Annotated in this window: 28 protein-coding genes; 9 read left to right on the top strand and 19 right to left on the bottom strand. The window is 73.9% G+C overall.

The genetic code is table 11. The features are described from left to right. Positions 1-143 precede the first annotated feature (143 nt). Entirely contained in the window at positions 144-338 is a 195-nt protein-coding gene (locus ACZ38L_RS17405) for a MarR family transcriptional regulator (protein WP_465694007.1), read from the bottom strand. A 225-nt stretch (positions 339-563) separates the two neighbouring features. Between ACZ38L_RS17405 and ACZ38L_RS17400 the strand changes: the two genes are divergently transcribed. Further along, positions 564-1,007: a type II toxin-antitoxin system PemK/MazF family toxin gene (locus ACZ38L_RS17400; RefSeq protein WP_465694021.1), complete on the top strand. Its 444-nt coding sequence runs from the start codon at positions 564-566 to the stop codon at positions 1,005-1,007. A 29-nt stretch (positions 1,008-1,036) separates the two neighbouring features. On the opposite strand, the gene ACZ38L_RS17395 is transcribed toward ACZ38L_RS17400, so the two are convergent. The 7 genes from ACZ38L_RS17395 to clpS all read right to left on the bottom strand — a co-directional run bounded on the left by ACZ38L_RS17395 (position 1,037) and on the right by clpS (position 5,564). Continuing rightward, complete coding sequence (locus ACZ38L_RS17395; protein WP_465694006.1) at positions 1,037-2,005, bottom strand: PLP-dependent cysteine synthase family protein; 969 nt, start codon at positions 2,003-2,005, stop codon at positions 1,037-1,039. Continuing rightward, complete coding sequence (locus ACZ38L_RS17390; RefSeq protein ID WP_465694005.1) at positions 2,005-2,283, bottom strand: MoaD/ThiS family protein; 279 nt, start codon at positions 2,281-2,283, stop codon at positions 2,005-2,007. Before ACZ38L_RS17390 ends, ACZ38L_RS17395 begins: the two co-directional genes overlap by 1 nt. A 106-nt stretch (positions 2,284-2,389) precedes the next feature. Then, the gene (locus ACZ38L_RS17385) at positions 2,390-2,494 is read right to left on the bottom strand and encodes a putative leader peptide (protein WP_396563879.1); all 105 of its coding nucleotides are present in this window, start codon (positions 2,492-2,494) and stop codon (positions 2,390-2,392) included. A gap of 119 nt (positions 2,495-2,613) precedes the next feature. Beyond that, complete coding sequence (locus tag ACZ38L_RS17380; RefSeq protein ID WP_396563878.1) at positions 2,614-3,045, bottom strand: M67 family metallopeptidase; 432 nt, start codon at positions 3,043-3,045, stop codon at positions 2,614-2,616. A gap of 13 nt (positions 3,046-3,058) precedes the next feature. Further along, entirely contained in the window at positions 3,059-4,510 is a 1,452-nt protein-coding gene (locus ACZ38L_RS17375) for an amino acid permease (protein ID WP_465694004.1), read from the bottom strand. Positions 4,511-4,636: 126 nt separating this feature from the next. Further along, positions 4,637-5,212: a DUF2017 domain-containing protein gene (locus ACZ38L_RS17370; protein ID WP_396563874.1), complete on the bottom strand. Its 576-nt coding sequence runs from the start codon at positions 5,210-5,212 to the stop codon at positions 4,637-4,639. Positions 5,213-5,270: 58 nt separating this feature from the next. Beyond that, on the bottom strand, positions 5,271-5,564 hold the full coding sequence (gene clpS / locus ACZ38L_RS17365) for an ATP-dependent Clp protease adapter ClpS (protein ID WP_396563872.1): 294 nt from the start codon (positions 5,562-5,564) through the stop codon (positions 5,271-5,273). 150 nt (positions 5,565-5,714) lie between these two features. Here clpS and ACZ38L_RS17360 point away from each other — a divergent pair, with 150 nt between their 5' ends. Beyond that, positions 5,715-7,067 carry a nicotinate phosphoribosyltransferase gene (locus ACZ38L_RS17360; protein ID WP_465694003.1) on the top strand — a complete coding sequence of 451 codons (1,353 nt, stop codon included), beginning with the start codon at positions 5,715-5,717 and terminating at the stop codon, positions 7,065-7,067. A 140-nt stretch (positions 7,068-7,207) separates the two neighbouring features. Continuing rightward, on the top strand, positions 7,208-7,798 hold the full coding sequence (locus ACZ38L_RS17355; RefSeq protein ID WP_465694002.1) for an isochorismatase family protein: 591 nt from the start codon (positions 7,208-7,210) through the stop codon (positions 7,796-7,798). Positions 7,799-7,802: 4 nt separating this feature from the next. Here the strand turns inward: ACZ38L_RS17355 and ACZ38L_RS17350 are convergent, their stop codons facing one another. Continuing rightward, a complete protein-coding gene (locus tag ACZ38L_RS17350; protein ID WP_465694001.1) occupies positions 7,803-8,843 on the bottom strand; it encodes a hypothetical protein in 1,041 nt (346 codons plus the stop codon). A 297-nt stretch (positions 8,844-9,140) separates the two neighbouring features. Between ACZ38L_RS17350 and ACZ38L_RS17345 the strand changes: the two genes are divergently transcribed. Both ACZ38L_RS17345 and ACZ38L_RS17340 read left to right on the top strand, forming a co-directional pair. Beyond that, positions 9,141-9,605 (top strand): hypothetical protein, encoded by a 465-nt coding sequence (locus ACZ38L_RS17345; RefSeq protein WP_465694000.1) that lies wholly within the window; start codon positions 9,141-9,143, stop codon positions 9,603-9,605. Positions 9,606-9,673: 68 nt separating this feature from the next. Next, on the top strand, positions 9,674-9,991 hold the full coding sequence (locus ACZ38L_RS17340; RefSeq protein ID WP_396563862.1) for a hypothetical protein: 318 nt from the start codon (positions 9,674-9,676) through the stop codon (positions 9,989-9,991). On the opposite strand, the gene ACZ38L_RS17335 is transcribed toward ACZ38L_RS17340, so the two are convergent. Next, positions 9,992-10,378, bottom strand: coding sequence for a VOC family protein (locus tag ACZ38L_RS17335; RefSeq protein ID WP_465693999.1), 387 nt, complete (start codon positions 10,376-10,378; stop codon positions 9,992-9,994). 10 nt (positions 10,379-10,388) lie between these two features. Next, the gene (locus ACZ38L_RS17330; RefSeq protein ID WP_465693998.1) at positions 10,389-11,165 is read right to left on the bottom strand and encodes an endonuclease V; all 777 of its coding nucleotides are present in this window, start codon (positions 11,163-11,165) and stop codon (positions 10,389-10,391) included. 231 nt (positions 11,166-11,396) lie between these two features. Between ACZ38L_RS17330 and ACZ38L_RS17325 the strand changes: the two genes are divergently transcribed. Next, positions 11,397-11,630, top strand: a complete 234-nt coding sequence (locus ACZ38L_RS17325; protein ID WP_465693997.1) for a hypothetical protein — start codon at positions 11,397-11,399, stop codon at positions 11,628-11,630. Here ACZ38L_RS17325 and ACZ38L_RS17320 read toward each other — a convergent pair. Continuing rightward, positions 11,619-12,284: an RDD family protein gene (locus ACZ38L_RS17320; protein ID WP_465693996.1), complete on the bottom strand. Its 666-nt coding sequence runs from the start codon at positions 12,282-12,284 to the stop codon at positions 11,619-11,621. The genes ACZ38L_RS17325 and ACZ38L_RS17320 overlap by 12 nt on opposite strands. A 71-nt stretch (positions 12,285-12,355) precedes the next feature. Continuing rightward, the gene (locus ACZ38L_RS17315; protein WP_465693995.1) at positions 12,356-13,546 is read right to left on the bottom strand and encodes an RDD family protein; all 1,191 of its coding nucleotides are present in this window, start codon (positions 13,544-13,546) and stop codon (positions 12,356-12,358) included. Between the two features lie 362 nt (positions 13,547-13,908). Between ACZ38L_RS17315 and ACZ38L_RS17310 the strand changes: the two genes are divergently transcribed. Then, the gene (locus ACZ38L_RS17310; protein ID WP_465693994.1) at positions 13,909-14,325 is read left to right on the top strand and encodes an SsgA family sporulation/cell division regulator; all 417 of its coding nucleotides are present in this window, start codon (positions 13,909-13,911) and stop codon (positions 14,323-14,325) included. Between the two features lie 16 nt (positions 14,326-14,341). On the opposite strand, the gene ACZ38L_RS17305 is transcribed toward ACZ38L_RS17310, so the two are convergent. The 3 genes from ACZ38L_RS17305 to ACZ38L_RS17295 all read right to left on the bottom strand — a co-directional run bounded on the left by ACZ38L_RS17305 (position 14,342) and on the right by ACZ38L_RS17295 (position 18,023). Further along, positions 14,342-15,724, bottom strand: a complete 1,383-nt coding sequence (locus ACZ38L_RS17305; RefSeq protein WP_465693993.1) for a glycosyltransferase 87 family protein — start codon at positions 15,722-15,724, stop codon at positions 14,342-14,344. A gap of 83 nt (positions 15,725-15,807) precedes the next feature. Continuing rightward, positions 15,808-17,277, bottom strand: coding sequence for a sensor histidine kinase (locus ACZ38L_RS17300; protein WP_465694020.1), 1,470 nt, complete (start codon positions 17,275-17,277; stop codon positions 15,808-15,810). Positions 17,278-17,312: 35 nt separating this feature from the next. Next, complete coding sequence (locus tag ACZ38L_RS17295) at positions 17,313-18,023, bottom strand: response regulator transcription factor (protein ID WP_465693992.1); 711 nt, start codon at positions 18,021-18,023, stop codon at positions 17,313-17,315. Between the two features lie 102 nt (positions 18,024-18,125). Here ACZ38L_RS17295 and ACZ38L_RS17290 point away from each other — a divergent pair, with 102 nt between their 5' ends. After that, on the top strand, positions 18,126-18,836 hold the full coding sequence (locus ACZ38L_RS17290; protein WP_465693991.1) for a hypothetical protein: 711 nt from the start codon (positions 18,126-18,128) through the stop codon (positions 18,834-18,836). Between the two features lie 119 nt (positions 18,837-18,955). Here ACZ38L_RS17290 and hppD read toward each other — a convergent pair whose 3' ends face one another. Further along, entirely contained in the window at positions 18,956-20,104 is a 1,149-nt protein-coding gene (hppD, locus tag ACZ38L_RS17285; protein ID WP_465693990.1) for a 4-hydroxyphenylpyruvate dioxygenase, read from the bottom strand. Between the two features lie 272 nt (positions 20,105-20,376). Here hppD and ACZ38L_RS17280 point away from each other — a divergent pair, with 272 nt between their 5' ends. Next, complete coding sequence (locus ACZ38L_RS17280) at positions 20,377-20,883, top strand: Lrp/AsnC family transcriptional regulator (protein WP_465693989.1); 507 nt, start codon at positions 20,377-20,379, stop codon at positions 20,881-20,883. Between the two features lie 6 nt (positions 20,884-20,889). On the opposite strand, the gene ACZ38L_RS17275 is transcribed toward ACZ38L_RS17280, so the two are convergent. Together ACZ38L_RS17275 and ACZ38L_RS17270 are read right to left on the bottom strand one after the other, a co-directional pair. After that, on the bottom strand, positions 20,890-21,729 hold the full coding sequence (locus ACZ38L_RS17275) for a S16 family serine protease (RefSeq protein ID WP_465693988.1): 840 nt from the start codon (positions 21,727-21,729) through the stop codon (positions 20,890-20,892). A 69-nt stretch (positions 21,730-21,798) separates the two neighbouring features. Next, positions 21,799-22,449 carry an IclR family transcriptional regulator gene (locus ACZ38L_RS17270; RefSeq protein WP_465693987.1) on the bottom strand — a complete coding sequence of 217 codons (651 nt, stop codon included), beginning with the start codon at positions 22,447-22,449 and terminating at the stop codon, positions 21,799-21,801. Between the last annotated feature and the right edge of the window lie 177 nt (positions 22,450-22,626).

Below are 22,626 nucleotides of genomic sequence, written 5' to 3'. Positions count from 1 at the left end.
CTCTCTCACCCGAGGGTCACACCCGCAAGTAGGCGCTGCGTTCGCGTGTCGAGAGTAAGGGCGGCGGGGCACTTTGCCCCCGTCCCCGTGCCGCGCTGTGGCTGGAATCACCAGAACGGGGCGGGAGAGAGCGCCCCGGCCGGTCAACGGTGCCCCGGCCGCCGGCGGGCCCAGGCCCGGACGGTCTCCGCGTACCAGCACGGGTGGCCCGCCTTGTCGACGAAGTCGGGCTCGGGCAGCAGGCCGTGCCGGCGGTAGTTGCGAACGGTGTCCACCTGGACGCCGATGTGGCGGGCGATCTCGGGATAGGACCACACCTCGGCGTTGCGCGGGCTCATCTCGTGCCACCTCCGGGTCTCGGGCTCGCGAGGCACGCGGGCAGGGGCCGGACCGGGGCAGGGTTGACGGTCCGTCGGCCGGGTCCCGGTGCGCGATCAGCCTTTCCGGCGCGGCGGAGGCCGGCGGGCGCCCGACCGGGCCCGTCATGGTTCCGTGACAGACCGGCAGCAGCAGACGGATTAAGTCTCAACTGTCACAGCCGGTACGGTCATCGCATGAAACACCTGGACCTCGTGTGGATCCTGGCGGCGGCCGTGGTGGCGGCGCTGGTCTGGCTGGCCGACCGGCTGCGGCGGCCGGGGCGGCGGCCGGTCCCCGAGCGGCCCCGGCCGTCCGCGCCCCGACCGCGGGCGGCCGGCGAGGTCGCCGCGCGGGAGATCTGGTGGGCCGACGTCCCGTTCGAGGACGGCCCGGGCTCCAAGGACCGCCCGTGCCTGGTGCTGCGGGTGCACGGGCGGACGGCGACCGTCGTCAAGATCACCAGTAGGCACCACGCCGAGCGTCCGGGCGTGCTGGCACTGCCACCGGGCGCGGTCGGCGACCGGCAGCAGCGGGCCAGCTGGCTGGAGACCGACGAGCTGCGCGAGGTCCCGCTCGGTGCCTTCCGACGCCGGGTCGGGCCGCTGGACGAACGGACCTGGGCCCGCGCCCAACGCGCCCTGCGCTGACCGGCCCCCGGGCGCCGGCACCCGGGGACTCAGGCCCAGAGCTGGCCCTGCAGCGCCTCGACCGCGGCCTCGGTCGTCTCGGCGGTGTAGATCCCGGTGGACAGGTACTTCCAGCCGCCGTCGGCGACCACGAAGACGATGTCCGCCCGCTCCCCGGCCTGCGCCGCCCGGCGACCGGCGCCGAGCGCGGCGTGCAGGATCGCACCGGACGAGACGCCGGCGAAGATGCCCTCCTCGGTGAGGAGTTCGCGGGTGCGGCGGACCGCGTCGGCCGAGCCGACGCTGTACCGGGTGGTGAGCACCTCGGCGTCGTACAGCTCCGGCACGAAGCCCTCGTCGAGGTTGCGCAACCCGTAGACCAGGTCGTCGTAGCGCGGCTCGGCGGCGACGATCTGCACGCCCGGGACCTTCTCGCGCAGGAAACGGCCGACGCCCATCAGGGTGCCGGTGGTGCCCAGCCCGGCCACGAAGTGGGTGACCGTGGGCAGGTCGGCGAGGATCTCCGGGCCGGTGGTGGCGTAGTGCGCGCCCGCGTTGTCCGGGTTGCCGTACTGGTAGAGCATCACCCAGTCGGGGTGCTCGGCGGCCAGCTCCTTGGCCACCCGCACCGCGGTGTTGGAACCGCCCGCGGCCGGCGAGGCGATCACCTCGGCGCCCCACATCCGCAGCAGCTCGCGCCGCTCCTCGCTGGTGTTCTCCGGCATCACGCAGATCATCCGGTAGCCCTTGAGCTTGGCCGCCATGGCGAGCGAGATGCCGGTGTTGCCGCTGGTCGGCTCCAGGATGGTGCAGCCGGGGGTGAGCCGGCCGGCGGCCTCGGCCCGCTCGATCATGTGCAGGGCCGGCCGGTCCTTGATCGAACCGGTCGGGTTGCGGTCCTCCAGCTTGGCCCAGAGGGTGACCAGCCCGTCCCCGTTGCCGGGAACGGCCGCGGAGAGCCTCGGCAACCGCACCAGGGGCGTGTTGCCGACGGCGGCGAGCGGGCTGTCGTAACGCATTACCGGGCGCCGCCGGCCACGGCCGGGAGGATGGTGACGCTGTCACCGTCGGCCACCTCGGTGGCGACGCCGTCCAGGAAGCGGACGTCCTCGTCGTTCAGGTAGACGTTGACGAAGCGGCGCAGCTCACCGGAGTCCAGCAGGCGCTCGGCGATGCCCGGGTGGCGGGAGTCGAGGTCGGCGAAGAGCTCCCGAAGGGTGGCGCCGTTGCCCTCGACGGCCTTGGCGCCGTCGGTGTACGTGCGGAGGATGGTCGGGATGCGGACCTCGATGGCCATGACTGCGCTCCTGTGCAGATGTGGGTGGGGCCGCGGGGCGCGGCCGGGGCGGAGACTTCTGGGGCGTCGGTGCTGCCGCGCGCCGGCCGGGGCCGGCCTGGGCGGCTCAGGCTTCGGGACAGATCGCCGCGGCGTGCCGGCACAGGTCGATGTGCAGGCGCGCCACGAGGCGGATGCCCGGGGCCTGGGTGCTCACATCGACGGAACGCATGGGCTCATCGTATCGATTCCCGGCCCGGTTCCGTCATGTCCGTCTCGCTGACTGGATGGTTCCGTGTCGGGAAATGAGACGACACCGGCCCGCCGCCAGCCGGCGGCGGGCCGCGCGGCTCAGGCCAGGGGGGCGCCGACGACCTCGACGTCTTCCTCTGTGATCACACCGTCCACGATGCGGAACGAACGGAACTCGAACGGGTCGCCCGGCCCGTTCCCCTCGGCCGTGGAGACCAGCACGTAGTGCGCGTTCGGTTCGGAGGCGTAGCTGACGTCGGTGCGCGAGGGGTAGGCCTCGGTCGCGGTGTGCGAGTGGTAGACGATCACCGGCTCCTCGTCCCGGTCGTCCATCTCGCGGTAGAGCTTCAGCAGGTCGGCCGAGTCGAACTCGTAGAAGGTGGGCGAGCGGGCCGCGTTGAGCATCGGAACGAACCGCTCGGGCCGCCCGCTGCCGGCCGGGCCGGCGACCACGCCGCAGGCCTCGTCCGGGTGGTCGGCGCGGGCGTGGGCCACGATCGCGTCGTGCAGCTCTCGGGTGATGGTCAGCATGCGGCCAGGATAGTCAGGCCGGCGGACCGACCTTGACGTGCAGGTGGTCGTGCGGCCGGCCCTGCACCGCCTCCGGACGGATCCGCCGGAGCACCTGATAGCCGATCACCAGCAGCACCCCCCAGACCGGGAAGACGTAGAGCGAGATCCGGCTCTCCCGGTCGAAGCCGATCAGCACCAGCACCAGCACCAGGAACGCGAGCGCCGCCCAGCTGCTCCACCGCCCGGCCGGTGCCCGGAAGGTCGGCGGCGGCAGGTGGCCGCCCTGCCAGGAGGCCCGGTAGCGCAGCTGGCAGAGCAGGATGATCCCCCAGGTCCACAGGCCGCAGACGGTGGCGACCGCGGTGATGTAGTCGAAGGCCCGACCCGGGGCGATCGCGTTGAGCACCACGCCCAGGCCCATCAGCAGCGCGGAGACGGTGATCGCCGGGGCCGGGGTGCGACGCCGGTTCAGGTCCGCCACACGGCTCGGTGCCTGGCCGCGCAGCGAGAGGTCGCGCAGCATCCGACCGGTGGAGTACATCCCGGAGTTGCAGGAGGAGAGTGCGGCGGTGAGCACCACGAAGTTGATGATCCCGGCCGCCGCCGGGATGCCGACCTTGCCGAAGGCGGCCACGAACGGGCTGATCCCGGGGTGGAAGTCGGTCCACGGCACCAGCGAGAGGATCACCGCGAGCGACAGCACGTAGAAGAGCACGATCCGCAGCGGCAGGGTGTTGATCGCCCGGGGCAAGGTCCGCGCCGGGTCCTGGCTCTCGCCGGCGGTGACGCCGACCAGCTCGACGCCGAGGTAGGCGAACATGACGATCTGCAGGGTGAGCAGGGTCCTCCCGACCCCGCGCGGGAAGAAACCGCCCTGCCGCCACAGCAGGGTGACCGACGCGGTGTCACCGGCCCTGCTGAAGCCGAAGATCAGCACCCCGAGGCCGATCAGGATCATCGCGACGATCGCGGTCACCTTGACCATCGAGAACCAGAACTCGATCTCGCCGAAGAGCTTCACCGAGATCAGGTTGGCGGCGTAGAGCAGCACCAGGAAGCAGAGCGCACTGCTCCACTGCGGGACGTCGGGGTCCCAGAACCTGACGTACACCGCGGCGGCGGTGGTCTCGGCCATCCCGGTGACCACCCAGAACAGCCAGTACGTCCAGCCGGTGACGAAGCCGGCGAACGGGCCGAGGAACTCCCGGGCGTACTCGGAGAAGCTGCCGGAGACCGGGCGGTAGGTGAGCAGTTCGCCCAGCGCCCGCATGATCACGAAGATCACCACGCCGGCCAGCGCGTACGCCAGGACGAGGCTCGGGCCGGCCTGGGCGATCGCGCTGCCCGCGCCCAGGAAGAGCCCGGTGCCGATGGCGCCGCCGATCGCGATCATCTGGATCTGCCGGCTGCCCAGCCCGCGCTCGTACCCCTCCTCGTCCGGCTGGGGGTCCGTCACTTCGTCGTAGCCGGTCGGCTGGGCCATCGGCCACCGTCCTCGCGTCGCCGGGATGCAGGTCAGGCAGTCGTACCACGGCGTCACCCGGGGAGCGGTGCAGATTGGACCGCTCAGCGGACGTGCCGTCGACCGCCCCGGCGACGACCGAGGGGTTCAGCCGGTCATCGCCTCCAGCAGCGACTCCTGCATCGCGCCGAGCCAGAGGTAGGCCATCACCAGCGGCTTGCGGGGGTCGCTGTCCGGCAGGTCGTAGAGGCGCTGCTCGTCCTCCTCGGTGATCTCCAGCCGGGCGCCCAGGGTGAGCCGCAGGTCGTTGAGCGCGCCGAGCCAGCGCGGGCAGTCGGCGGCGGCCGGACGGATCACCCCGCCCTCGCCACCCAGACCGTCCAGCGCCCGGACCACCAGCAGGGCGTCCTCCCGCTTGCGGGTGCGCAGGTCGGGCTCGGTGTAGCGGCGGAACTCGCCGGCCGCGGCCTTGGTCGTCGGATCCGCGGGGGCGCCTGGCTCGCCGTAGGCGTCGGGGAAGAGCCGGGCCAGCGCCGGGTCGGCGGGGGCCTCGGTGGGGCCCTCCGCGAAGAGCGCGGCCAGCGGGTCGTCCCCCGCACCGCCCGGGCCGGGCCCGATCAGTTCCAGCATCTGCACTTCCAGCGAGCGGAGGATCGCGGCCTCCACCTCCTCCAGCGCGATCGCCGCGCCGCCGTCGCCGGTCCCCTCGAACAACCCAGCCATCAGTCAGTAACCCGTTTCGGTAAGCGGTCTCGTGCGGTGCGTGGTGCGGTGGGGTCGGTCAGTCGTGCTGCAGGGTGGCCCAGAGGCCGTAGCCGTGCATCGCCTGGACATCGCGTTCCATCTCCTCGCGGGAGCCGCTGGAGACCACCGCCCGGCCGCGGGTGTGAACGTCCATCATCAGCTTGCGGGCCTTCTCCTTCGGGTAGCCGAAGTAGGCCTGGAAGACGTAGAGGACATAGCTCATCAGGTTCACCGGATCGTTGTGGACGATCGTCACCCACGGAGTGTCCGGGTCCACGACCGGGAGGCTCTCAGCCTCGGGGCGTTCGATCTCGGCCGGCGCGACACTCACGGCTGTCTCTCCTCGCTGGGGCATGCGTCGGGGACGGTAAGGCTCCTCTGACCTCCCATGCTGCCATCCGGGGGAGCGGGGAGCGATTCCGGCCCGACTTCCCGGCCAGAAATCGTCAGACTGACGTTAAGTGGTAGTAACATCATCCTCATGGACGCCACGTCACCCGCGGCGCAGTCGGCCATCCCCACTGCGCCGGCAGCCGGTTCGACCGCGCTGCTCACCGACCGTTACGAGCTGACCATGCTGCAGGCCGCCCTGCGCAGTGGAGCCGCCCACCGCCGCTCGGTCTTCGAGGTCTTCACCCGGCGGCTGCCGGACGGCCGCCGGTACGGCGTGCTGGCGGGCACCGGGCGGGTGCTGGACGCGGTGGAGAACTTCCGCTTCGACACCACCCGGCTGGACTGGCTCGCCGACCAGAAGGTGGTGGACGACGAAACCCTGCGCTGGCTGGCCGACTACCGCTTCACCGGTGACATCCACGGCTACCCCGAGGGCGAGGTCTACTTCCCAGGCTCCCCGCTGCTGACCGTCGAGGGCAGCTTCGCCGAGGCGGTGATCCTGGAGACGGTGATCCTCTCCATCCTCAACTTCGACTCCGCGATCGCCGCCGCCGCCTCCCGGATGACCGCCGCCGCCGGTGACCGTCCGTGCATCGAGATGGGCGCCCGGCGGGCGCACGAGGGCGCCGCGGTGGCCGCCGCCCGGGCCGCCTACCTGGCCGGCTTCGCCGCCACCTCGGACCTCGCCGCCGGTTTCACCCACGGCATCCCGACCACCGGTACCGCCGCGCACGCCTTCACCCTGCTGCACGACAGCGAGCGCGACGCCTTCACCGCCCAGCTGGCCTCGATGGGCACCGGCACCACCCTGCTGGTGGACACCTACGACCTGGCCGAGGCGGTGCGCACCGCCGTCGAGGTGGCCGGCCCCGAGCTGGGCGCGGTCCGGATCGACTCCGGCGACCTGACCCTGCTGGCCCACCGGGTACGCCGCCAGCTGGACGAGCTGGACGCCCACAAGACCCGGATCATCGTCACCTCCGACCTCGACGAGTACGCGATCGCCGCGCTGGCCGCCGCGCCGGTGGACGGCTACGGGGTCGGCACCAGCCTGGTCACCGGCAGCGGCCACCCGACCTGCGCGATGGTCTACAAGCTGGTCGCCCGGGCCGGCTCGGCCGACCCGGACGCGCCGCTGGTTCCGGTGGCCAAGCGCTCGGCGGGGGCCAAGAGCAGCCTGGGCGGACGCAAGTGGGCCGCCCGGCGCCCGGACCGGGACGGGGTGGCCGAGGCCGAGGTGGTCGGCACCGGGCCGGTGCCGGCCGAGCTGGCGGCGCACGCCCTGCACGTGCCGCTGGTGAGCGGCGGCGAGGTGGTCGGGCGCGAGCCGCTGGCCGCCGCGCGGGAACGCCACCTGCGCGCCCGGGCCACCCTGCCGCTCTCGGCCACCCAGCTCTCCAAGGGCGAGCCGGTGATCCCCACCGAGCTGGTGCTGGGCTGAACCCGCCCGGACGGCCCGGACCGCCACGGGCCCGGGCCGTCCCTCCCCTTTCGTCCCTCCCCCGCACTCCCTAGAGTGGCCACTCTCCACTCCCTATGACTGCCGTGACTCCGAACCGACCGCCAGCGAGGAAGCAAGCCATGCACCGGGCCCTGATCGTCATCGATGTGCAGAACGACTTCTGCGAGGGCGGCAGCCTCCCCGTCGCCGGCGGGGCCGAGGTGGCGGCCGCGATCACCGAGCTGGTCGCGACCGCGGCGGACGAGTACGCGCACATCGTGGCCACCCGCGACCACCACGTCGACCCGGGCCCGCACTTCTCCGCCGAGCCCGACTTCCGGACCTCCTGGCCGCCGCACTGCGTGGCCGGCACCGAGGGCGTGGGCTTCCACCCCAACTTCGCCCCCGCCGTGATCTCCGGCGCGATCGAGGCGGTCTTCGACAAGGGCGCCCACTCCGGCGCCTACAGCGGCTTCGAGGGTTTCGACGAGAACGGGAACACGCTCGCCGGCTGGCTGCGGGCCCGCTCGGTCGACGCCGTCGACCTGGTCGGGATCGCCACCGACCACTGCGTGCGGGCCACCGCGCTGGACGCCGTGCGGGAGGGCTTCAGCACCCGGGTGCTGCTCGACCTCACCGCGGGGGTCATGCCCGAGACCACCCGGGACGCGCTGGCGGAGCTGAGGGCGGCCGGCGTGGAGCTGACCGGGAGCCCGGTGCTCGGCAGCTAGCGCCTCAGCCCTCGGTCACCAGCAGCTGGACCACGTCCGTCCCGCCGGCCAGGAAGGCCTGCCGCAGCTCCTCGCCGACCGCGTCCGGCTCGGCGGCCACCCGGGCGCCGGTCACGTAGACCACCCGGACCCCGAGGTACTCCATCCGGTGCTGGCCGGTGCGCACCCAGGCGGCCTCGCCCTCGCTCACGCAGCGCAGCGCGGAGTCGACCTCCACCGCGACGCCGACCTGCGGCCAGTAGAGGTCCGGGACGGCGACGAAGGTGCCGCCGCGCATCCGCAGCTCCGGGGCGGCCAGCGGGACCGGCAGCAGCCACTCGTCCACCAGCTCGCCAAGCCGGGAGAGCACCGACTCCCGTTCGGCGGCGAGTAGTTCGTCCAGCGCGGCACGGATCCTGGGCATCCCGACCAGGCCCGCCTCGCGCAGCTCGGTGATCAGCTCGCCCACCGTGCAGACCGGCCGCTCGGCGCCGGCGGGCGCGGTGACCGCCTCACCGAGCACCGAGCGCAGCAGTCGCGGGCCGAGCAGCCCGGACTCCAGCACACCGGACTCCGTCCAGTCGCGCAGCGCGTCGGCCACCGCCCGGGCGATCGGCGCGCAGGCCAGCCCGTGCACCTCGCGGGCCTCCAGCTCCCTCGCGGTGCGCCGGATCCGGACCTCGCCGACGTCGCGCAGCCGGCGCTGCCGGGGGACCAGCACCTCCACCCCGGTGACCGCCGGCAGCCGGGGCACCGCCGAGAAGCCGTACAGCGCCAGCGCGGCGGCGCCGGTGATCACCGCGCCCTCCCGGCGGTCCGCCTCGCGGCCGTTCTGTTCCGCGTAGAGCAGCGCCGCCCACATCCGCTGCTCGGGCGTGGGCAGACCCTCCTGGAGCAGGTAGACCCGGGGCAGCAGGCGCTGCCAGGGGCCTCCGCTGCGACAGTGTCCACTGACCACCCGGGGCGGAACTCCCCGGGCGCGCAACTGGCTTGCGGTCACCACGTTCTGCTGACGGCGGGCCAGCTCCTCCAGCGAGGGGGTGGCCGAGGGGATCTGGTAGCTCATGCGACAACCCTCCCCAATCACCCGCTTGCCGCACGCGCAACCTGACGCACCGTTACACAACCGTCGTCAAACCGGGACAGCTCCGCACTAAAGTCGCCATACCCTCACCCGAACGGAGTAATGAGGAGCAAAGCACTTGCGGAAATGCTCAGTCGATTCAGCGGGGAACCCGTGACATCCGTCATCCGGGACCGATGACCGCCCGCCCTGCCGGCCGTGCCCGGCCCCCTGGCAGACTCGTGCTCACCGGCGGGGCACTGGGCCCGCGACCGGGGAGACGCCACGGGGGGAACCACCATGAGCAGCACGTCCGACACCGTCGGGAGCGACCGGGCCACCGAGCTCGAGCAGCCGGCCGCCGCGCCGATCAACCTGGACGAGATGAAGCTGCCGGCCTGGTTCTTCGGCTTCGAGGCCGTCTTCGCCTCCGCCTACGACCTGCTCAAGGCCTTCCCGGCGGTCTGGCCGGTGCTGCTGCTCCTGGTCGCGGTCAACATCACGCTCTCGCTCACCCTGCTGCGCAAGCGGATCCGGCTGGCCCGGGCGATGTGGCGCGGCAAGGAGACCCGCAAGGTCGCCATCGGCCTGGTGGTGCTGCGCCTCGGCAGCCACTTCGCGCTCGCCGCGGTCGGCCTCAACGTCACCTCCACCGTGGGGCACCTGGCCTTCGCGGTCGCGATGGGGGCGATCACCGTCGGCCTGCTGGCCCTCACCCAGCGGACCGCGCTGCGTGCGCTGGCCAAGGCCGGCACCGCGGTGTGACCCGGGCCACGCCTCCCTAACACTGCCTCCGGGTCTTTCGCGCCGCACCGATTGCCTACCATCGAGTCATGCCATATGACGAGACATTAGGTCTGAGCGCGGCGCAGTTGCGCCTGGGCCGCCTGCCGGGCTACGTCCGGCGACCGGACCCCGCCCGCCGCGCCGGCGAGCGGGGCTCGACGTACAAGAAGGGGTGGGAGGTCCGCTTCACCGCCCGCAGCGAGGCGGAGATAGCGGAGATCCGGGAGCTGGTGGTGGCCGCCGGATTCGCGCCCGCCAGACCGTTCTTCAAGGGCCAGCAGCTGATCCAGCCGGTGTACGGGATGGCCGCCGCCCAGACCTACCTGGAGGCACGCGAACTGACCGGCGCACCGCTGGCCAGCTGACTACCCGTCAGTCCTGGGTTCCAGGAACTCCAGCCGGTTGCCGAGCTTGTCGAACGCGTAGAACCGGTCGTGGCCGGGGAACTCGTCGTCCCACTGCACCGGGTGCCCGTGCCCCTCCAACCGTGCGGCCAGCTCGCGCAGCCCGCGCACCAGGATTCCCGGGTGCGCCTTGCGGGCCGGGACGAAGTCCGCCTCCACCCCGAGGTGCACCTCGAGGCCGCCGCCGCGGAACCAGCAGCCGCCGCGGGCGGCCAGCACGGGCGGCTTGGGCAGTTCGGTCATGCCCAGCACCTCGCCCCAGAACTCCCGGCACTGCGGCTCGGCCCCGGGTGGGATGGCGAGTTGGACGTGGTGGAGGCCCGCGAAGAAGTCGTCTCCTATGCTCATGATCGCGACTCTAGCGACCACGAGCCCCGCTGTCCGGGTGTCCGGCGACCGCGGACGTCGGCTCGGCCGATCCCGCGGTCGCCGACGCCGTGACCAGGGCGCGGCGGCAGAGCGAGTCGGCCCGGCGGGTGGTCTCCGGCAGCCGGTAGGCGGGGGTCAGCGCGAGCACGCAGTCGACCGCCTCGGCCAGGCCGATCCGGTGGCCGACCGAGACGAAGACCGGCTTCACCCCGGTCCGGGTACGCAGCGCGCGGCCCACCTCGGTCCCGTCCTCCCGGTCCAGCAGCGGGGTCCAGGCGCCCCGCTCGGGGGCCGGCGGCCGGTGGTCGAAGCTGAAGGGGGTCTTGGCGACGCCCAGCGTGCGCAGACCGGTGAGCACCCCGAGGTGGCTGGCCAGGCCGAGCCGGCGCGGGTGGGCCAGCCCGTAGCCGTCGCAGACCACCAGGTCCGGGCGGCGGCCCAGGCCGGCCAAGGCGTCGACCACCGCCGGGAGTTCCCGGAAGGCCAGCAGCCCGGGCAGGTAGGGGAAGGCGATCCGGCCGACCGCGGTGGACTCCTCGACCACCTCCAGGGTGGCCAGGTCGAGCAGCACGGCGGCCGCGGCCACCACGTCCCGTTCGTCGTCGTACGCCACGTCCACCCCCGCGACCAGCGCCGCACCGGCCGGGCCCGGGCCGGTCGGCTCGACCAGGGCCCGCAGCCGCTGCTGTTCGGCGACGGCCTCCCGCTCGGTGCGCGGCCAACCGGCCAGGTCGACAGGGCTGATCCACGGACGTCGGTCGGGCACGGCTCCCCCAGGGCGGACTCACGGCGGACGGTACGGCTGTCGCAGGCCACGGTAGCCCCGGGGCGGACTGCGCGGGGCATGAGCCCGTGCGCCCCTCCGTGCCCCGGCATATGCCCGCTTAGGCTGCACTTACCGAACGGTTCTCCGGGGTAGGAGCAGAGCGGAACCAGCGCGCTGATCCCACGCACCCCCGATCGCGACAGCCCCCCGACGCGCGAAGGACGGACCGCCATGCCGCACTCACTCGCCGCCCGGGTCTGCGCGGGCACCTGCACCGTGGTGGTCACCGCCCTGGTGCTGCTCGCGCTCTCCGGCGCCACCGGGTTCCCGGAGGTAGCGCTGCTGACCCTGCTCGCGGTGGTCGCCGGCACGCTGGTCGCCGCCCTGCCCGGCCGCCGCCGGCCACTCACCCCCGAGCCGCGGCCGGGCGTCCCCCGGGGGGACTACGCGCGGTCAGGTCACTGAGACCACCACGGTCCTGGCGGCCTTGTCGTGCACGCACTGCCGGTACGGCTTGTCGAAGACCCCGAACAGCCCGTTCACCAGCCACCAGAGCCCGCAGCAGATCACCGCGGGCAGGGTGTAGACGGCGGCCCGGGTCCAACCGGCCGTGTTGCCGGGGCTGCTGCCGTCGGCGAGCATCGCGACCCGGACCTTCATCGCCTTCTTGCCCAGCGTCTGGCCGTCCCGGGAGAGCATCAGGCCCTCGTAGACCAGGTAGAGCCCGTAGAAGACCCAGACGCCGTCGGTGTAGCCGTCGGAGTTGCGGAAACCGGTGAACGGCAGGACCACCACGAAGGCGATGACCTGGATGATCACGTAGTCGATCACCCGGGCCAGGATCCGGTTCGGCCAGCTGCCGAGCGGCGGCATCCCGGCCGGTGGTGCGCCGGCCGGCGCACCGTGGCCCGGCTGCTGCCGCGTCGAGTCGTACGGGCTACCCGGGCACACGTCGTACGGCGGCGGCGCGCCCGTGCCGTACGGCCCGCCACCGCCGTACGGTTCCGGCCGGGGCGGCGCGGCCTCCGACGGCGGAGGCCCCTCCGGCGGCTGCTGCTTGTCGAACAAGGGCTGGCCGCCCTCCTCCGGCTCGGGGCTTGACGGGTCATGACTGGTCATGCTGTGAGTAGATCACCCGATCTGATGTGATGTGCCGATATTTGGGCCGTTCTGCCGATGGCACGAAACCCTCAGCCCGCGACCACCTTCGTCCGGGCCGCCCGGTCCGGCCAGCCGCGCCGGAGCCGGCGGTCGAAGAGCGGTGCGAGCAGACCCACCAGGGTCAGCACGGTCAGCACACCGACCAGCCCGCGGGCCAGCGCCCGGCCCAGTGCCGGAGCGCGCCGGCCGTCCGGGCCGACCACCCGCAGACCGGTCAGCCGCTTGCCGAGGGTGCGACCGGTCCGCGCGGTCGGCAGCACCTCGTAGAGGAAGCCCGTCACCAGCAGCACCCCGAGCAGCAGCCCGAGCCGGCCGAGCACCGCGCCGTCGAGCACCCAGACCTGCACCTCACGGCCGGTCAGCCGGCTCACCGTGCGGGCCTGGTCCAGCTTGGCCTGGACGTCCGCGACCACGGCCGGCAGCAGCGGCAGCGCCACGCCGGCGGCCACGGCGGCGAAGACCGCGCCGTCCAGCGCCCGGGCCGCCAGCCGTCGACCGAGGCCGGCCACCGGCGGGGCGGCGGGCACGGGCGTCCGCCGCCGGACCACCGGGACGGGGGAAGTCGGCGGGGGCGACTTCCGGGGCGCGGTCGGGGCCGGTGGCGCGGCCAGGACGGGCGCCGGTGCGGGACCAGGTGCGGGTGCGGGAGCAGGTACGGGTGCGGGAGCAGGTACGGGAGTGGGAGTGGGAGCAGGTACGGGAGTGGGAGTGGGAGCAGGTACGGGAGTGGGAGTGGGAGCAGGTGTGAGGGCAGCGGCAGGTGCGGGCGCCGGCTCCTCCTCGCGCGGCGCCGCGGGCAGGGACCCCCAGGAGACCCAGCGCGGCGCGTTCCCGGTCTCCAGCAGCCCCCGCTGCTCGCGCGGGTCCGCCTGCCAGGCCGACGACCCGCCGCCCTCGGTCTCCGGCCCGCGGGTGAAGACCGCGCCCGCCACGGTCTGGTCCAGGAACACCGGTCCGGTCTCGCCCGTCTCCGGTTCCGCCTCGGCCACCGGCACCACGGGCGGCGGGATGTACCGCGCGTTCGGGCGCGGGCCCGGCCGGGTGGCGAACCGCGGCGGCTCCAGCACCTGCCCGTCAGCCGGGGCGGGCCGGCTGGTCCCGGGCACCCAGCCGGCGCCGTTCCAGTAGCGGACGAAGCCCGGCACCGACGGGTCCGGGTAGTAGCCGGGCGCGGGAACGACGGCGGTCTCCACGCTGCCGGCCGACGGCTGGTCCGACATTCAGATCAACTCTCCTGTGGGCCTCCGGCGGGCCACACGCCACGTCGCCAGGCAGTCACAAAGGGTAGTACCTTCGCGCCCGCCCGGGCGGCACTTGCCGATTCCCGGGACAGCCGGCACCCCGGGCCGGTTGGCTGTCCGTCGACGGCTGCCCACGTCCGGCCGCCCGCCCCCGCCGCCCGGCCCGCGTCCACCGGCGCGCACCCCGAGCGCGCGCGACGCCGCCCGCACGCCCCGCCGCCGCCCGTGCACACCGATTCCCGTCCGGCTCCCGCCCGGCCCCGAAAAGGTGTGTAAGAGCCGCCCGGCAACGGTCTCTCCACGGGTGAAAGGCAGCCGAGCAGAGCAGAGAGGAACCGATCATGGACCGTCGGCCAAGCGTGGTCGAGCACGAACTCGACCTCAACCTGGTGGTCTCCCCCGAGCACAGCGTGCCGGTCCCGGCCCGGCTCTCGTACGGGACGCACGATCCCTACGCCGTGCACATCACCTTCCACCTGGACACCGGCACCCCGGTGACCTGGGTGTTCTCCCGCGAGCTGCTGGTCGAGGGAACGTTCCGGCCGTGCGGGCAGGGCGACGTGCGGATCTGGCCGACCAGGGCCGGCCGGCGCGGCGTGCTCTGCCTGGCGCTCGCCTCGCCGGCCGGCGACGCGCTGCTGGAGGCGCCGCTGCCGGCCGTGGCCGGCTGGCTGGAGCAGACCCACCGGCTGGTGCCGCCCGGCGGCGAGCTGGGCGTGCTGGACCTCGACGGCTCGCTCGCCGAGCTGCTGGCGTGAGAGCGGCGGCGGGCCGTCAGCGCGGGACGGGGACGGGCCGCCCGTCCTCGACCGGCAGCCGCTGCCCGGGCAGCCGCACCAGCGGCTCGCCCGCGGCCCGCCGGCGGGCCCGGATCCGCAGCGCGGCGACGGCGAGGAAGCAGAGCCCGATCCACGGGTACATCCCGGCCGGGATCTGCTTCAGCAGGTTCATCTGCAGGTTGGTGATGCCCTTGTGCGGCACCAGCCACATCGAGAAGGAGCAGAAGCCGACCAGCGTCAGGCCCAGGATCACCCGCCAGCGCCGCCGCCGGGACATCGCCGGCCGCGAACGCTCGTACGAGGCCTCCGCCGCCAGCAGCACCAGGATCGGCACGCACCACACCCAGTGGTGGGTCCAGCTGATCGGCGAGATCAGCAGCGCGGTGACCGCGGCGCAGCAGACCCCCCAGGCCTCCGCGCGCGGCAGCCAGCGCCCGCTGCGGTGGGCCCAGGCCGCCACCGCCAGCCCCGCCACCGCGACCAGCGCGGCGGCGACGACGGCCGGCAGGCCCGGGTTGGCGTGGTGCAGGAACCGGGCGGCGACGCCGCGCAGCGACTGGTTGTCGACGATCTCGGTCTTGCCGACCCGCGAGGAGTCGTAGAGGTACTTGGTCCAGAAGCCCCAGGTCGCGCTGGGCAGCGCGACCGCGCCCAGGGCGAAGGTGGCCAGGAAGGTGAAGCCGGCCACCAGGGCCGCCCGGACCCGTCCGGTGAGCAGCAGGTAGACCGCGAACAGGCCGGGCGTGAGCTTGATCCCGGCGGCGATCCCGATCCCGACGCCCTTCCACCGGTGGCCGTCCTGCCGGGTGAGGTCCCAGAGCACCAGGCAGAGCAGCGCGAGGTTGATCTGGCCGTAGCGCAGCGTGGTGAAGACCGGCTCCAGCCAGACGCCCAGCCCGGCCACCAGCACCACGCCCACCGGCCGGACCTCCCGGCGCGGCCAGTCGACCAGCCGGAACGACAGCAGCGCGGTCAGCCCGAGCAGCAGCACGTTGCCGGCGGTGATCGCCACCCGCAGGAAGCCCACCGGGAACCAGCTGGAGGGCAGGAAGAGCATCGCCGCGAACGGCGGGTAGGTGGCCGGCAGGTTCCACTGGGTGACCCGCAGGGCGTAGAGGTCGTGGCCGTTGGCCACCGCGGCGCCCTCGGCCCGGTAGACCATCATGTCGACCATCGAGGTGCCGATGAAGTGCCGCACCACCGCGTAGAGCAGCAGCGAGACGCCCGCCACCAGGCAGGCGATCCGCAGCTGCCGGCGGGGGGCCTCGCGGACCGCGCGGACCGCGTCCGTCACGGGTCGGCGCCAGGCCGGCTCCGTCGGGGGAACGCGGGCCGGTTCGGCCTGCGCCGTCCGCCGGTCCTGTTGCACCGTTGTCACTGCCTGCTCCGTCCGCCGGTCGGTCGACCAGCAATCGACCATACCGGAGTGCTCCTCAACCGGCCCCCGCCGCGCAGGACCGATCACCGTCCCCTACCGCCCGTCACGTTCCGCCCACGGCCGCGGCCCAGCCGGCGGGCCGGGGCCGGCGGGGCGCCGCCTCCGGTGCCCAGCCGCAGTCGGATCTCCGCTCCGCCGAGCCCCTCCGAGCGGCCGAGCGCCAGGTCACCGCCGGTGGCCTCGGCGAGCTTGCGGGCGATGTCCAGGCCGAGCCCGGTCGAGCCCGGGCCGCCCTCGCCGCCGCCGCGCCGCAGCGCCGCCGCCGGGTCGGCGAATCCCGGTCCGGCGTCGCCGACCAGCACGGTCACCGCGTTCTCGGTGGCGAGCACGTCCACCGAGAACGCGGTGCCCATCGCGGTGTGCCGGAAGACGTTGCCGAGCAGCGCGTCCAGCGCGGCGGCCAGGTCGGCTCGCGGGACCGGGACCGGAGTCGGTGCCCGGGCCCCGGAGAGCTGCCAGGCCCGGTCCTCGTCCTCGGCCAACGCGGACCAGAAGGCGACCCGGTCCCGGATCACCTCGGCGGCGTCGCAGCGCACCGCGACCGCGGGGCCCACGGCCGGCGCCCGGCGGGCCGAGCGGATGATCTGGTCCACCTCGCGCTCCAGCTGGGAGACCGCGTGCCGGGTCGCCTCGGCGGCGTCGCCCTCGCCGAGCGAGGCGGCGTTCAGCCGCAGCACGGTGAGCGGGGTGCGCAGCCGGTGCGACAGGTCGGCGGCCAGCTCACGCTCGGCGGCCAGCAGGTGCACCACCCGGTCGGCCATCGCGTTGAACGCCGCCGCGGCCTCCCGCAGCTCGGCCGGGCTGCCCTCGGCCCGCGGCCCGTCCACCGGGAGCCGGACGGCCAGGTCGCCGGCGCCCAGCGAGCGGGCGGCGGCGGCCAGCCGGCGGGCCGAGGCGACCAGCCGGGCGCCCATCCGGTCGGCCACCAGCACCGCGATCGCCACCAGGCCGAGCGCGACCAGCGAGAGCACCAGCCAGGCGGTCCGCACGCCGCGGGTCAGGTCGCCGTCGGCGACGTACACCTCGACCACGGCGGTCCGGGTGGTGTCCACCGCCACCGGCTGCAGCAGGGCGTAGCCGCCCGGCACCCGGACGGTCAGCGAACGCCCCTCGCCGCTCGCCCGGGCGACCTCCGGGCCGGCCGCCCGGGCCTGGCCGATCACCGGTCCGGGCGCGGCCGGCCCGGCGGCCGGGGCCGGGGTGCCCGGGCCGCCCGCCGTACTCGCCACCAGCGGCCCGGCGGCCTTCGGCGCCGGCAGGTGGACCGCGATCCGCCCCCGGGCACCCGCGTCCGTGCTGGCCACCGCCCGGGCCAGCGCACCCTGGTCGGTGGTGATCGCCAGCGCCGGGCCGAGCGCGGCGGCCTGCCGGTCGGCCTGCATGAAGGACCGCTCGCGGGCGGTCTTCTGCACCATCAGCCCGAGCGGGATGAGGAAGGCCAGCGCCACCATGGTGGTGCCGGCCACCGCCGCCTTGACCAGCGCCCAGCGCAGCGACTCGCCGCCCCGGGCCGGCTCACCGGCCGCTCTCACGGCCGCGGCTCCAGGCCGGCCGGGGCCGGCGGCTCCAGCCGGACGCCGACGCCGCGCACGGTGTAGAGGTAGCGCGGGTTGGAGGCGGTCTCGCCGAGCTTGCGGCGCAGCCAGGAGAGGTGCACGTCGATGGTCTGGTCACCGCCGTAGGTCTGCCGCCAGACCTCGGCCAGGATCTCCCGGCGCGGCACCACCACGCCGGGCCGGGCGGCCAGGAAGGCCAGCAGGTCGAACTCGCGGCGGGTCAGGTCGAGCGGCTTTCCGTCCAGTTCGGCCTCCCGCCGTTGGACGTCGATCGCCAGCCCGCCGACCCGCAGCAGTGGCGTGGGAGCGACCGGGCCGGCGGCGCCGAGCCGGCGCAGCACCGCGGCCATCCGGGCCGTCAGGTGCTCCCCGGAGAACGGCTTGACCAGGTAGTCGTCCGCGCCGTCGTTGAGCAGCCGGACGATCTCGGCCTCGTCGTCCCGCGCGGTGGAGACGATCACCGGGACGTTGGTGACCCCGCGGATCATCTTCAGCGCCTCGCCGCCGTCCAGGTCGGGCAGTCCGAGGTCGAGGATCACCAGGTCGCAGCCGACCTGGGCGACCTCGCGCAGCGCCTCCAGCGCCGTGCCGACGCTGCGGACCGCGTGACCGGACTCGGCCAGGTGCCGGATCAGGGCGGAGCGTACGAGCGGGTCGTCCTCGACGACGAGCACAGTTGCCATGGCCCTGCACGCTACGGCATCCAGGATTTTCCCAGGAAGCCCGTCCCGGCCCCCCGGGGTGCCCGTCCTGACGCTTCGACGATGCGGCAGGATGGGTGGACGATGCGAAGCGGACTGGTTCAGACGGGCGCCTGGGCCGCGGCCACCGGCGCCGCGGTGCTGCTGTCCTGGCTGGGCGTCAGCAGCGTGCTCTCCGACTCCGCGTTCGGGCCGGCCCGGACGCTACCGCTGCCCTCCGTGGCGGTGCAGAGCCTGGGCGTCGCGGTGTCGGCGACGGCCGGTGGGCCGACTCCGGCCAAGCCGTCCTCCCCGCCCGCCCGGCGCGGTGCCGGCCCGGAGCCGGGGCGGCCGGCCGACGGTGTCGGCCACCCCGCCGCCCCGAGCCCGCCGGCGCCCGGCCCGTCCGCCACCGGCGGCCGGCCGCCGGGCCCGACGGAGTCCCCGAGCCCGACCGTCAGTCAGTCCCCGGTCCCCGGTGCCACCGGCACCGCCACCCCGGACGATCCCGACGGCCCCGACGATCCGTTCTTCCCCGGCGATCCCGGGGATCCGGACGACCCGGGCATCCCGGACGGTCAGTCGCCCGACCCGACCGCGGTGCACAGCTACCTGGTGCCCGGCGGCCGGGTGGCCCTGGACATGGGCACGGACTCCGCCGACCTGGTCTCGGCCGCGCCCGACGGCGGCTGGCAGATGCAGGTCTGGCACGGCGACGAGTGGCTCCGGATCGACTTCTCCCGTGGCGACGACGCCGACTCGGTCTACGTGACCTGGAACGGCCACCCGCCGGCCGTGCAGACCGTGGTCCGTTAGGGCCTGTCCGGCGGCTCTCCTCGCGGCCCGGAAGGATCCCCCAGACAGGCCCCGAGGCCCCGGACCGCACGCGGCCCCGGGTCGGACGGGACCCGGGGCCGCGGCGTGGCGGGCAGCCGTTACAGGTTGCCGCGCCTCTCCTGCTCGCGCTCGATCGCCTCGAAGAGCGCCTTGAAGTTGCCCTTGCCGAAGCCCATCGAGCCGTGCCGCTCGATCATCTCGAAGAAGACGGTCGGCCGGTCCTGCACCGGCTTGGTGAAGATCTGCAGCAGGTAGCCGTCCTCGTCGCGGTCGGCCAGGATCTTCAGCTCGCGCAGCTCCTCGATCGGCACCCGGGTGTCGCCGACCCACTCGCCGAGCGTGTCGTAGTAGCTGTCCGGGGTGTCCAGGAACTCCACGCCCGCCGCCCGCATCTGCCGCACCGTGTGCACGATGTCGTTGGTGGCCAGCGCGATGTGCTGGACGCCCGGGCCGCCGTAGAACTCCAGGTACTCGTCGATCTGCGACTTCTTCTTGGCGATGGCCGGCTCGTTGAGCGGGAACTTCACCTTGCGGGTGCCGTCGGCGACCACCTTGGACATCAGTGCGGAGTACTCGGTGGCGATGTCGTCGCCGACGAACTCCTTCATGTTGGTGAAGCCCATGACCCGGTTGTAGAACTCGACCCACTCGTTCATCCTGCCGAGCTCGACGTTGCCCACGCAGTGGTCGATGGCCTGGAAGTTGCGCTTCTTCACCGGCTCGACGATCGGCTCGCGGGCCACGTAGCCGGGCAGGTAGGGGCCAGCGTAGCCGGAGCGGTCCACCAGGGTGTGCCGGGTCTGCCCGTAGGTGGCGATCGCGGCCAGCACCACGGTGCCGTGCTCGTCCTTCACCTCGTGCGGCGCGGCCAGGCCGGTCGCACCGTGGGCGACCGCGTACTCGTACGCGGCGTAGACGTCCGGCACTTCGATGGCGAGGTCGACCACACCGTCACCGTGCTCGGCGACGTGCTGGTCCAGGAACCGGCCGCGCTCGCTGCTCGCCTTGACCACGGAGGTGAAGACGAACCGGGCGCCGCCCGACTCCAGGACGTACGAGGCCAGCTCGCGGGAGCCGGTCTCCGGGCCGGCGTACGCGACGCAGCGCATCCCGAAGGCGGTGGAGTAGTAGTGCGCGGCCTGCTTGGCGTTGCCCACGGCGAACTCGACCGCGTCCATCCCCTTCACCGGGAAGGGATCGGCCTTGCCCGCGTGCGCGGGGACGGACTGAGCGGCGGTATCGGTCATGACGGCCTCCCTGTAGGGCGTGGGACCTCGACGCGCCCCCGGGTGTGGGGCGTTGACCCCGCGGCTCGGTGTGGGGCCCGGCCCACGGGGTTGCTGTGGGGAGAGCGTCGGCCCGATCACCTCGTTGCGCAACTGTTCCGGATTGCTCTGGTCAAGCTGTGCCGTCCGGCCGGACAATACCGGGGCGTGCTGTACACATTGCCCAGCGATCCGCCCGGTGCATCGCCCAGTGCGCGGACCCGCGCGCGTTGCCCAGTGAGAGCGAGGCCAGGATGACCACCCCGACACGCTCCCCCATCGACCCGCTGGACGGCCGGCTGATCGCGCTGCTGGCCGAGGAGCCGAGGATCGGCGTGCTGGAGTGCTCGCGCCGGCTCCAGGTGGCCCGCGGCACCGTGCAGGCCCGGCTGGACCGGCTGCAGGCCCGCGGGGTGATCGGCGGCTTCGGGCCCGAGGTGGAGCCGGCCGCGCTGGGCTACCCGGTCACCGCGTTCGCCACCCTGGAGATCTCGCAGGGGCAGGGCGCGGACGTCCGCACGCACCTGGCGGGCGTCCCCGAGGTGCTGGAGCTGCACACCATCACCGGCCAGGGCGACATGCTCTGCCGGATCGTCGCCCGGTCCAACGCCGACCTGCAACGGGTGATCGACCGGGTGGTCGGCTTCGACGGGATCGTCCGGGCGTCCACCGCGATCGCGCTGGAGAACCCGGTGCCGTACCGGGTGCTGCCGCTGGTCGCCCAGGCGGCCGCCGAGGGCGCGGCGACGGCCGAGCCCTGACCGGCCTCAGCAGCTCGGGACGGTCCCGCCGTGCTCCAGCTCCCCGAGCGCGCTCAGCGAGTCGCCCAACGTGTTCACCGGGACCAGCCGCAGCCCGGGCGGGGTGTTCACCTTGGCGTCCGAGCACTCGGCACGCGGCACCAGGAACACCGTGGCGCCGTCCCGGGCCGCCGCCCAGGTCTTCAGCGCGACCCCGCCGACCGCGCCGATGGAACCGTTGTCGTCGATGGTGCCGGTGCCCGCGATGTTGCGGCCGCCGGTCAGGTCCCCGCCCCTGCCGTCGCCGACCAGCTTGTCGATGATCGCCAGGCTCATCATCTGACCGCCACTGGGCCCGCCGATGTCGCCCAGGTCCACCGAGACCTTGACCTGGTCCGGCGAGAGGTGCAGGTAGTTCAGCGCCGCCGTGATCGCGCTGTCCTGTGCCTGGGTCATCTGCTGGGCGCTGACCTGGTTCGCCTGGGTCGCGTTGGTCTGCGGGTAGACCGCCTCCCGCGGCAGCACGGCCACCTTCGGGTTCAGCCAGGCGGCCAGCGCCTGCTCCAGGCTGATCGACACCGTCGGCCCGTCCGCCCTGATCGTCACCACCCGCAGCGCCCCGGTGGTCTGCCGCACCGGCGCCCCGGTGATGCTGAGCACCCGGGCGCCCTCGTAGCTGCCGAGCGCGTTGGCGGTGTCGCCCGGCCAGGTGCGGGTGTAGGGCAGCGCGACGGCCGTCGACACCGCGAGGAACCCGGCCAGCACGACGGCGCACAGCGCCAACGCCCGGCGCCTGGGGGTGAACACGGACGGCTTCCGGGCGGCCGGCGGCTCGGCGGCGGCTTCGGGCTTCGAGGCGACAGACACAAGGGCATCCAAACACACCGGCACACACCCGCGCCGCGCGCGGACCAGCGCGGACCAGCGCGGACCGGATCAGCGCAGGGCGTCCGCCACCTCGGTGGCCGCCTCCACCACCCGCGGTCCGACCCGCTCGGGCACCAACCCGTTGAGCATCACCACGCCGACGCTGCCCTCGATCCCGCTCAGCCCGAGCAGCGCGGCGGCGGCCCCGCTGGCGCCGGACTGCTCCTCCGCCCGAGTGATCACGAACCCCTGTTCGGGGCGGCGCTGGTTGGGGAAGTTGCGGGCCTCCAGGATGGCCCGGCCGGCCGCGCTCTCGTCCAGCGGGTGGCGCAGCCCGGTCCGGTACGCGACGTGGAAGTCGGTCCAGCTCGGCTCGACCACCGCGACCGCCAGCGCCTCGCTGCCGTCCACCAGGGTCAGGTGCGCGGTCGCGCCGAGGTCCTCGGCCAGGCTGCGCAGCGCGGGCAGCGCGGCCTCCCGGAGCAGCGGGTGCACCCGGTGCGCGAGCCGCAGCACGCCGAGGCCCACCCGGGCCCGGCCGCCTGTGTCGCGCCGGACCAGGCCGTGCTGTTCCAGGGTGGCCAGCAGCCGGTAGACGACGGTGCGGTTGACGGCGAGCCGGGCGGCCAGCTCGGTCACCGTCAGGCCGCGCTCGGAGTCGGCGAGCAGCTTGAGCACCCGCACGCCGCGGTCAAGGGTCTGGGAGGTCTCGGCGGTCACGACACGCATTCCTTTCCGCGGCGACCATCGGCGCCGGCGGGCTGCCGGGGCCTTGGCGGAGTGTCGCGCGCAGGGGTGATGGACGCGGGAGGACCGGCTGCGTCGTCATTGGCACACGCGGCCCCTCAGCACTCCGTTCGGAGGTCGTGCCTTCGAGAGCGCGTGGGGGAAAAGTAG

The organism is Kitasatospora sp. NPDC024654 (assembly GCF_055559155.1).
This window is presented reverse-complemented; position numbering and strand designations above follow the sequence as displayed.

Excerpts from the sequence above, each read along its gene's own strand:
- ACZ38L_RS17405 (WP_465694007.1), bottom strand. The coding sequence starts at position 338 with ATGAGCCCGCGCAACGCCGAGGTGTGGTCCTATCCCGAGATCGCCCGC.
- ACZ38L_RS17395 (WP_465694006.1), bottom strand. The coding sequence starts at position 2,005 with ATGCGTTACGACAGCCCGCTCGCCGCCGTCGGCAACACGCCCCTGGTG.
- ACZ38L_RS17390 (WP_465694005.1), bottom strand. The coding sequence starts at position 2,283 with ATGGCCATCGAGGTCCGCATCCCGACCATCCTCCGCACGTACACCGAC.
- ACZ38L_RS17385 (WP_396563879.1), bottom strand. The coding sequence starts at position 2,494 with ATGCGTTCCGTCGATGTGAGCACCCAGGCCCCGGGCATCCGCCTCGTG.
- ACZ38L_RS17380 (WP_396563878.1), bottom strand. The coding sequence starts at position 3,045 with ATGCTGACCATCACCCGAGAGCTGCACGACGCGATCGTGGCCCACGCC.
- ACZ38L_RS17375 (WP_465694004.1), bottom strand. The coding sequence starts at position 4,510 with ATGGCCCAGCCGACCGGCTACGACGAAGTGACGGACCCCCAGCCGGAC.
- ACZ38L_RS17370 (WP_396563874.1), bottom strand. The coding sequence starts at position 5,212 with ATGGCTGGGTTGTTCGAGGGGACCGGCGACGGCGGCGCGGCGATCGCG.
- ACZ38L_RS17360 (WP_465694003.1), top strand. The coding sequence starts at position 5,715 with ATGGACGCCACGTCACCCGCGGCGCAGTCGGCCATCCCCACTGCGCCG.
- ACZ38L_RS17355 (WP_465694002.1), top strand. The coding sequence starts at position 7,208 with ATGCACCGGGCCCTGATCGTCATCGATGTGCAGAACGACTTCTGCGAG.
- ACZ38L_RS17350 (WP_465694001.1), bottom strand. The coding sequence starts at position 8,843 with ATGAGCTACCAGATCCCCTCGGCCACCCCCTCGCTGGAGGAGCTGGCC.
- ACZ38L_RS17345 (WP_465694000.1), top strand. The coding sequence starts at position 9,141 with ATGAGCAGCACGTCCGACACCGTCGGGAGCGACCGGGCCACCGAGCTC.
- ACZ38L_RS17340 (WP_396563862.1), top strand. The coding sequence starts at position 9,674 with ATGCCATATGACGAGACATTAGGTCTGAGCGCGGCGCAGTTGCGCCTG.
- ACZ38L_RS17335 (WP_465693999.1), bottom strand. The coding sequence starts at position 10,378 with ATGAGCATAGGAGACGACTTCTTCGCGGGCCTCCACCACGTCCAACTC.
- ACZ38L_RS17325 (WP_465693997.1), top strand. The coding sequence starts at position 11,397 with ATGCCGCACTCACTCGCCGCCCGGGTCTGCGCGGGCACCTGCACCGTG.
- ACZ38L_RS17320 (WP_465693996.1), bottom strand. The coding sequence starts at position 12,284 with ATGACCAGTCATGACCCGTCAAGCCCCGAGCCGGAGGAGGGCGGCCAG.
- ACZ38L_RS17315 (WP_465693995.1), bottom strand. The coding sequence starts at position 13,546 with ATGTCGGACCAGCCGTCGGCCGGCAGCGTGGAGACCGCCGTCGTTCCC.
- ACZ38L_RS17310 (WP_465693994.1), top strand. The coding sequence starts at position 13,909 with ATGGACCGTCGGCCAAGCGTGGTCGAGCACGAACTCGACCTCAACCTG.
- ACZ38L_RS17295 (WP_465693992.1), bottom strand. The coding sequence starts at position 18,023 with ATGGCAACTGTGCTCGTCGTCGAGGACGACCCGCTCGTACGCTCCGCC.
- ACZ38L_RS17290 (WP_465693991.1), top strand. The coding sequence starts at position 18,126 with ATGCGAAGCGGACTGGTTCAGACGGGCGCCTGGGCCGCGGCCACCGGC.
- hppD (WP_465693990.1), bottom strand. The coding sequence starts at position 20,104 with ATGACCGATACCGCCGCTCAGTCCGTCCCCGCGCACGCGGGCAAGGCC.
- ACZ38L_RS17280 (WP_465693989.1), top strand. The coding sequence starts at position 20,377 with ATGACCACCCCGACACGCTCCCCCATCGACCCGCTGGACGGCCGGCTG.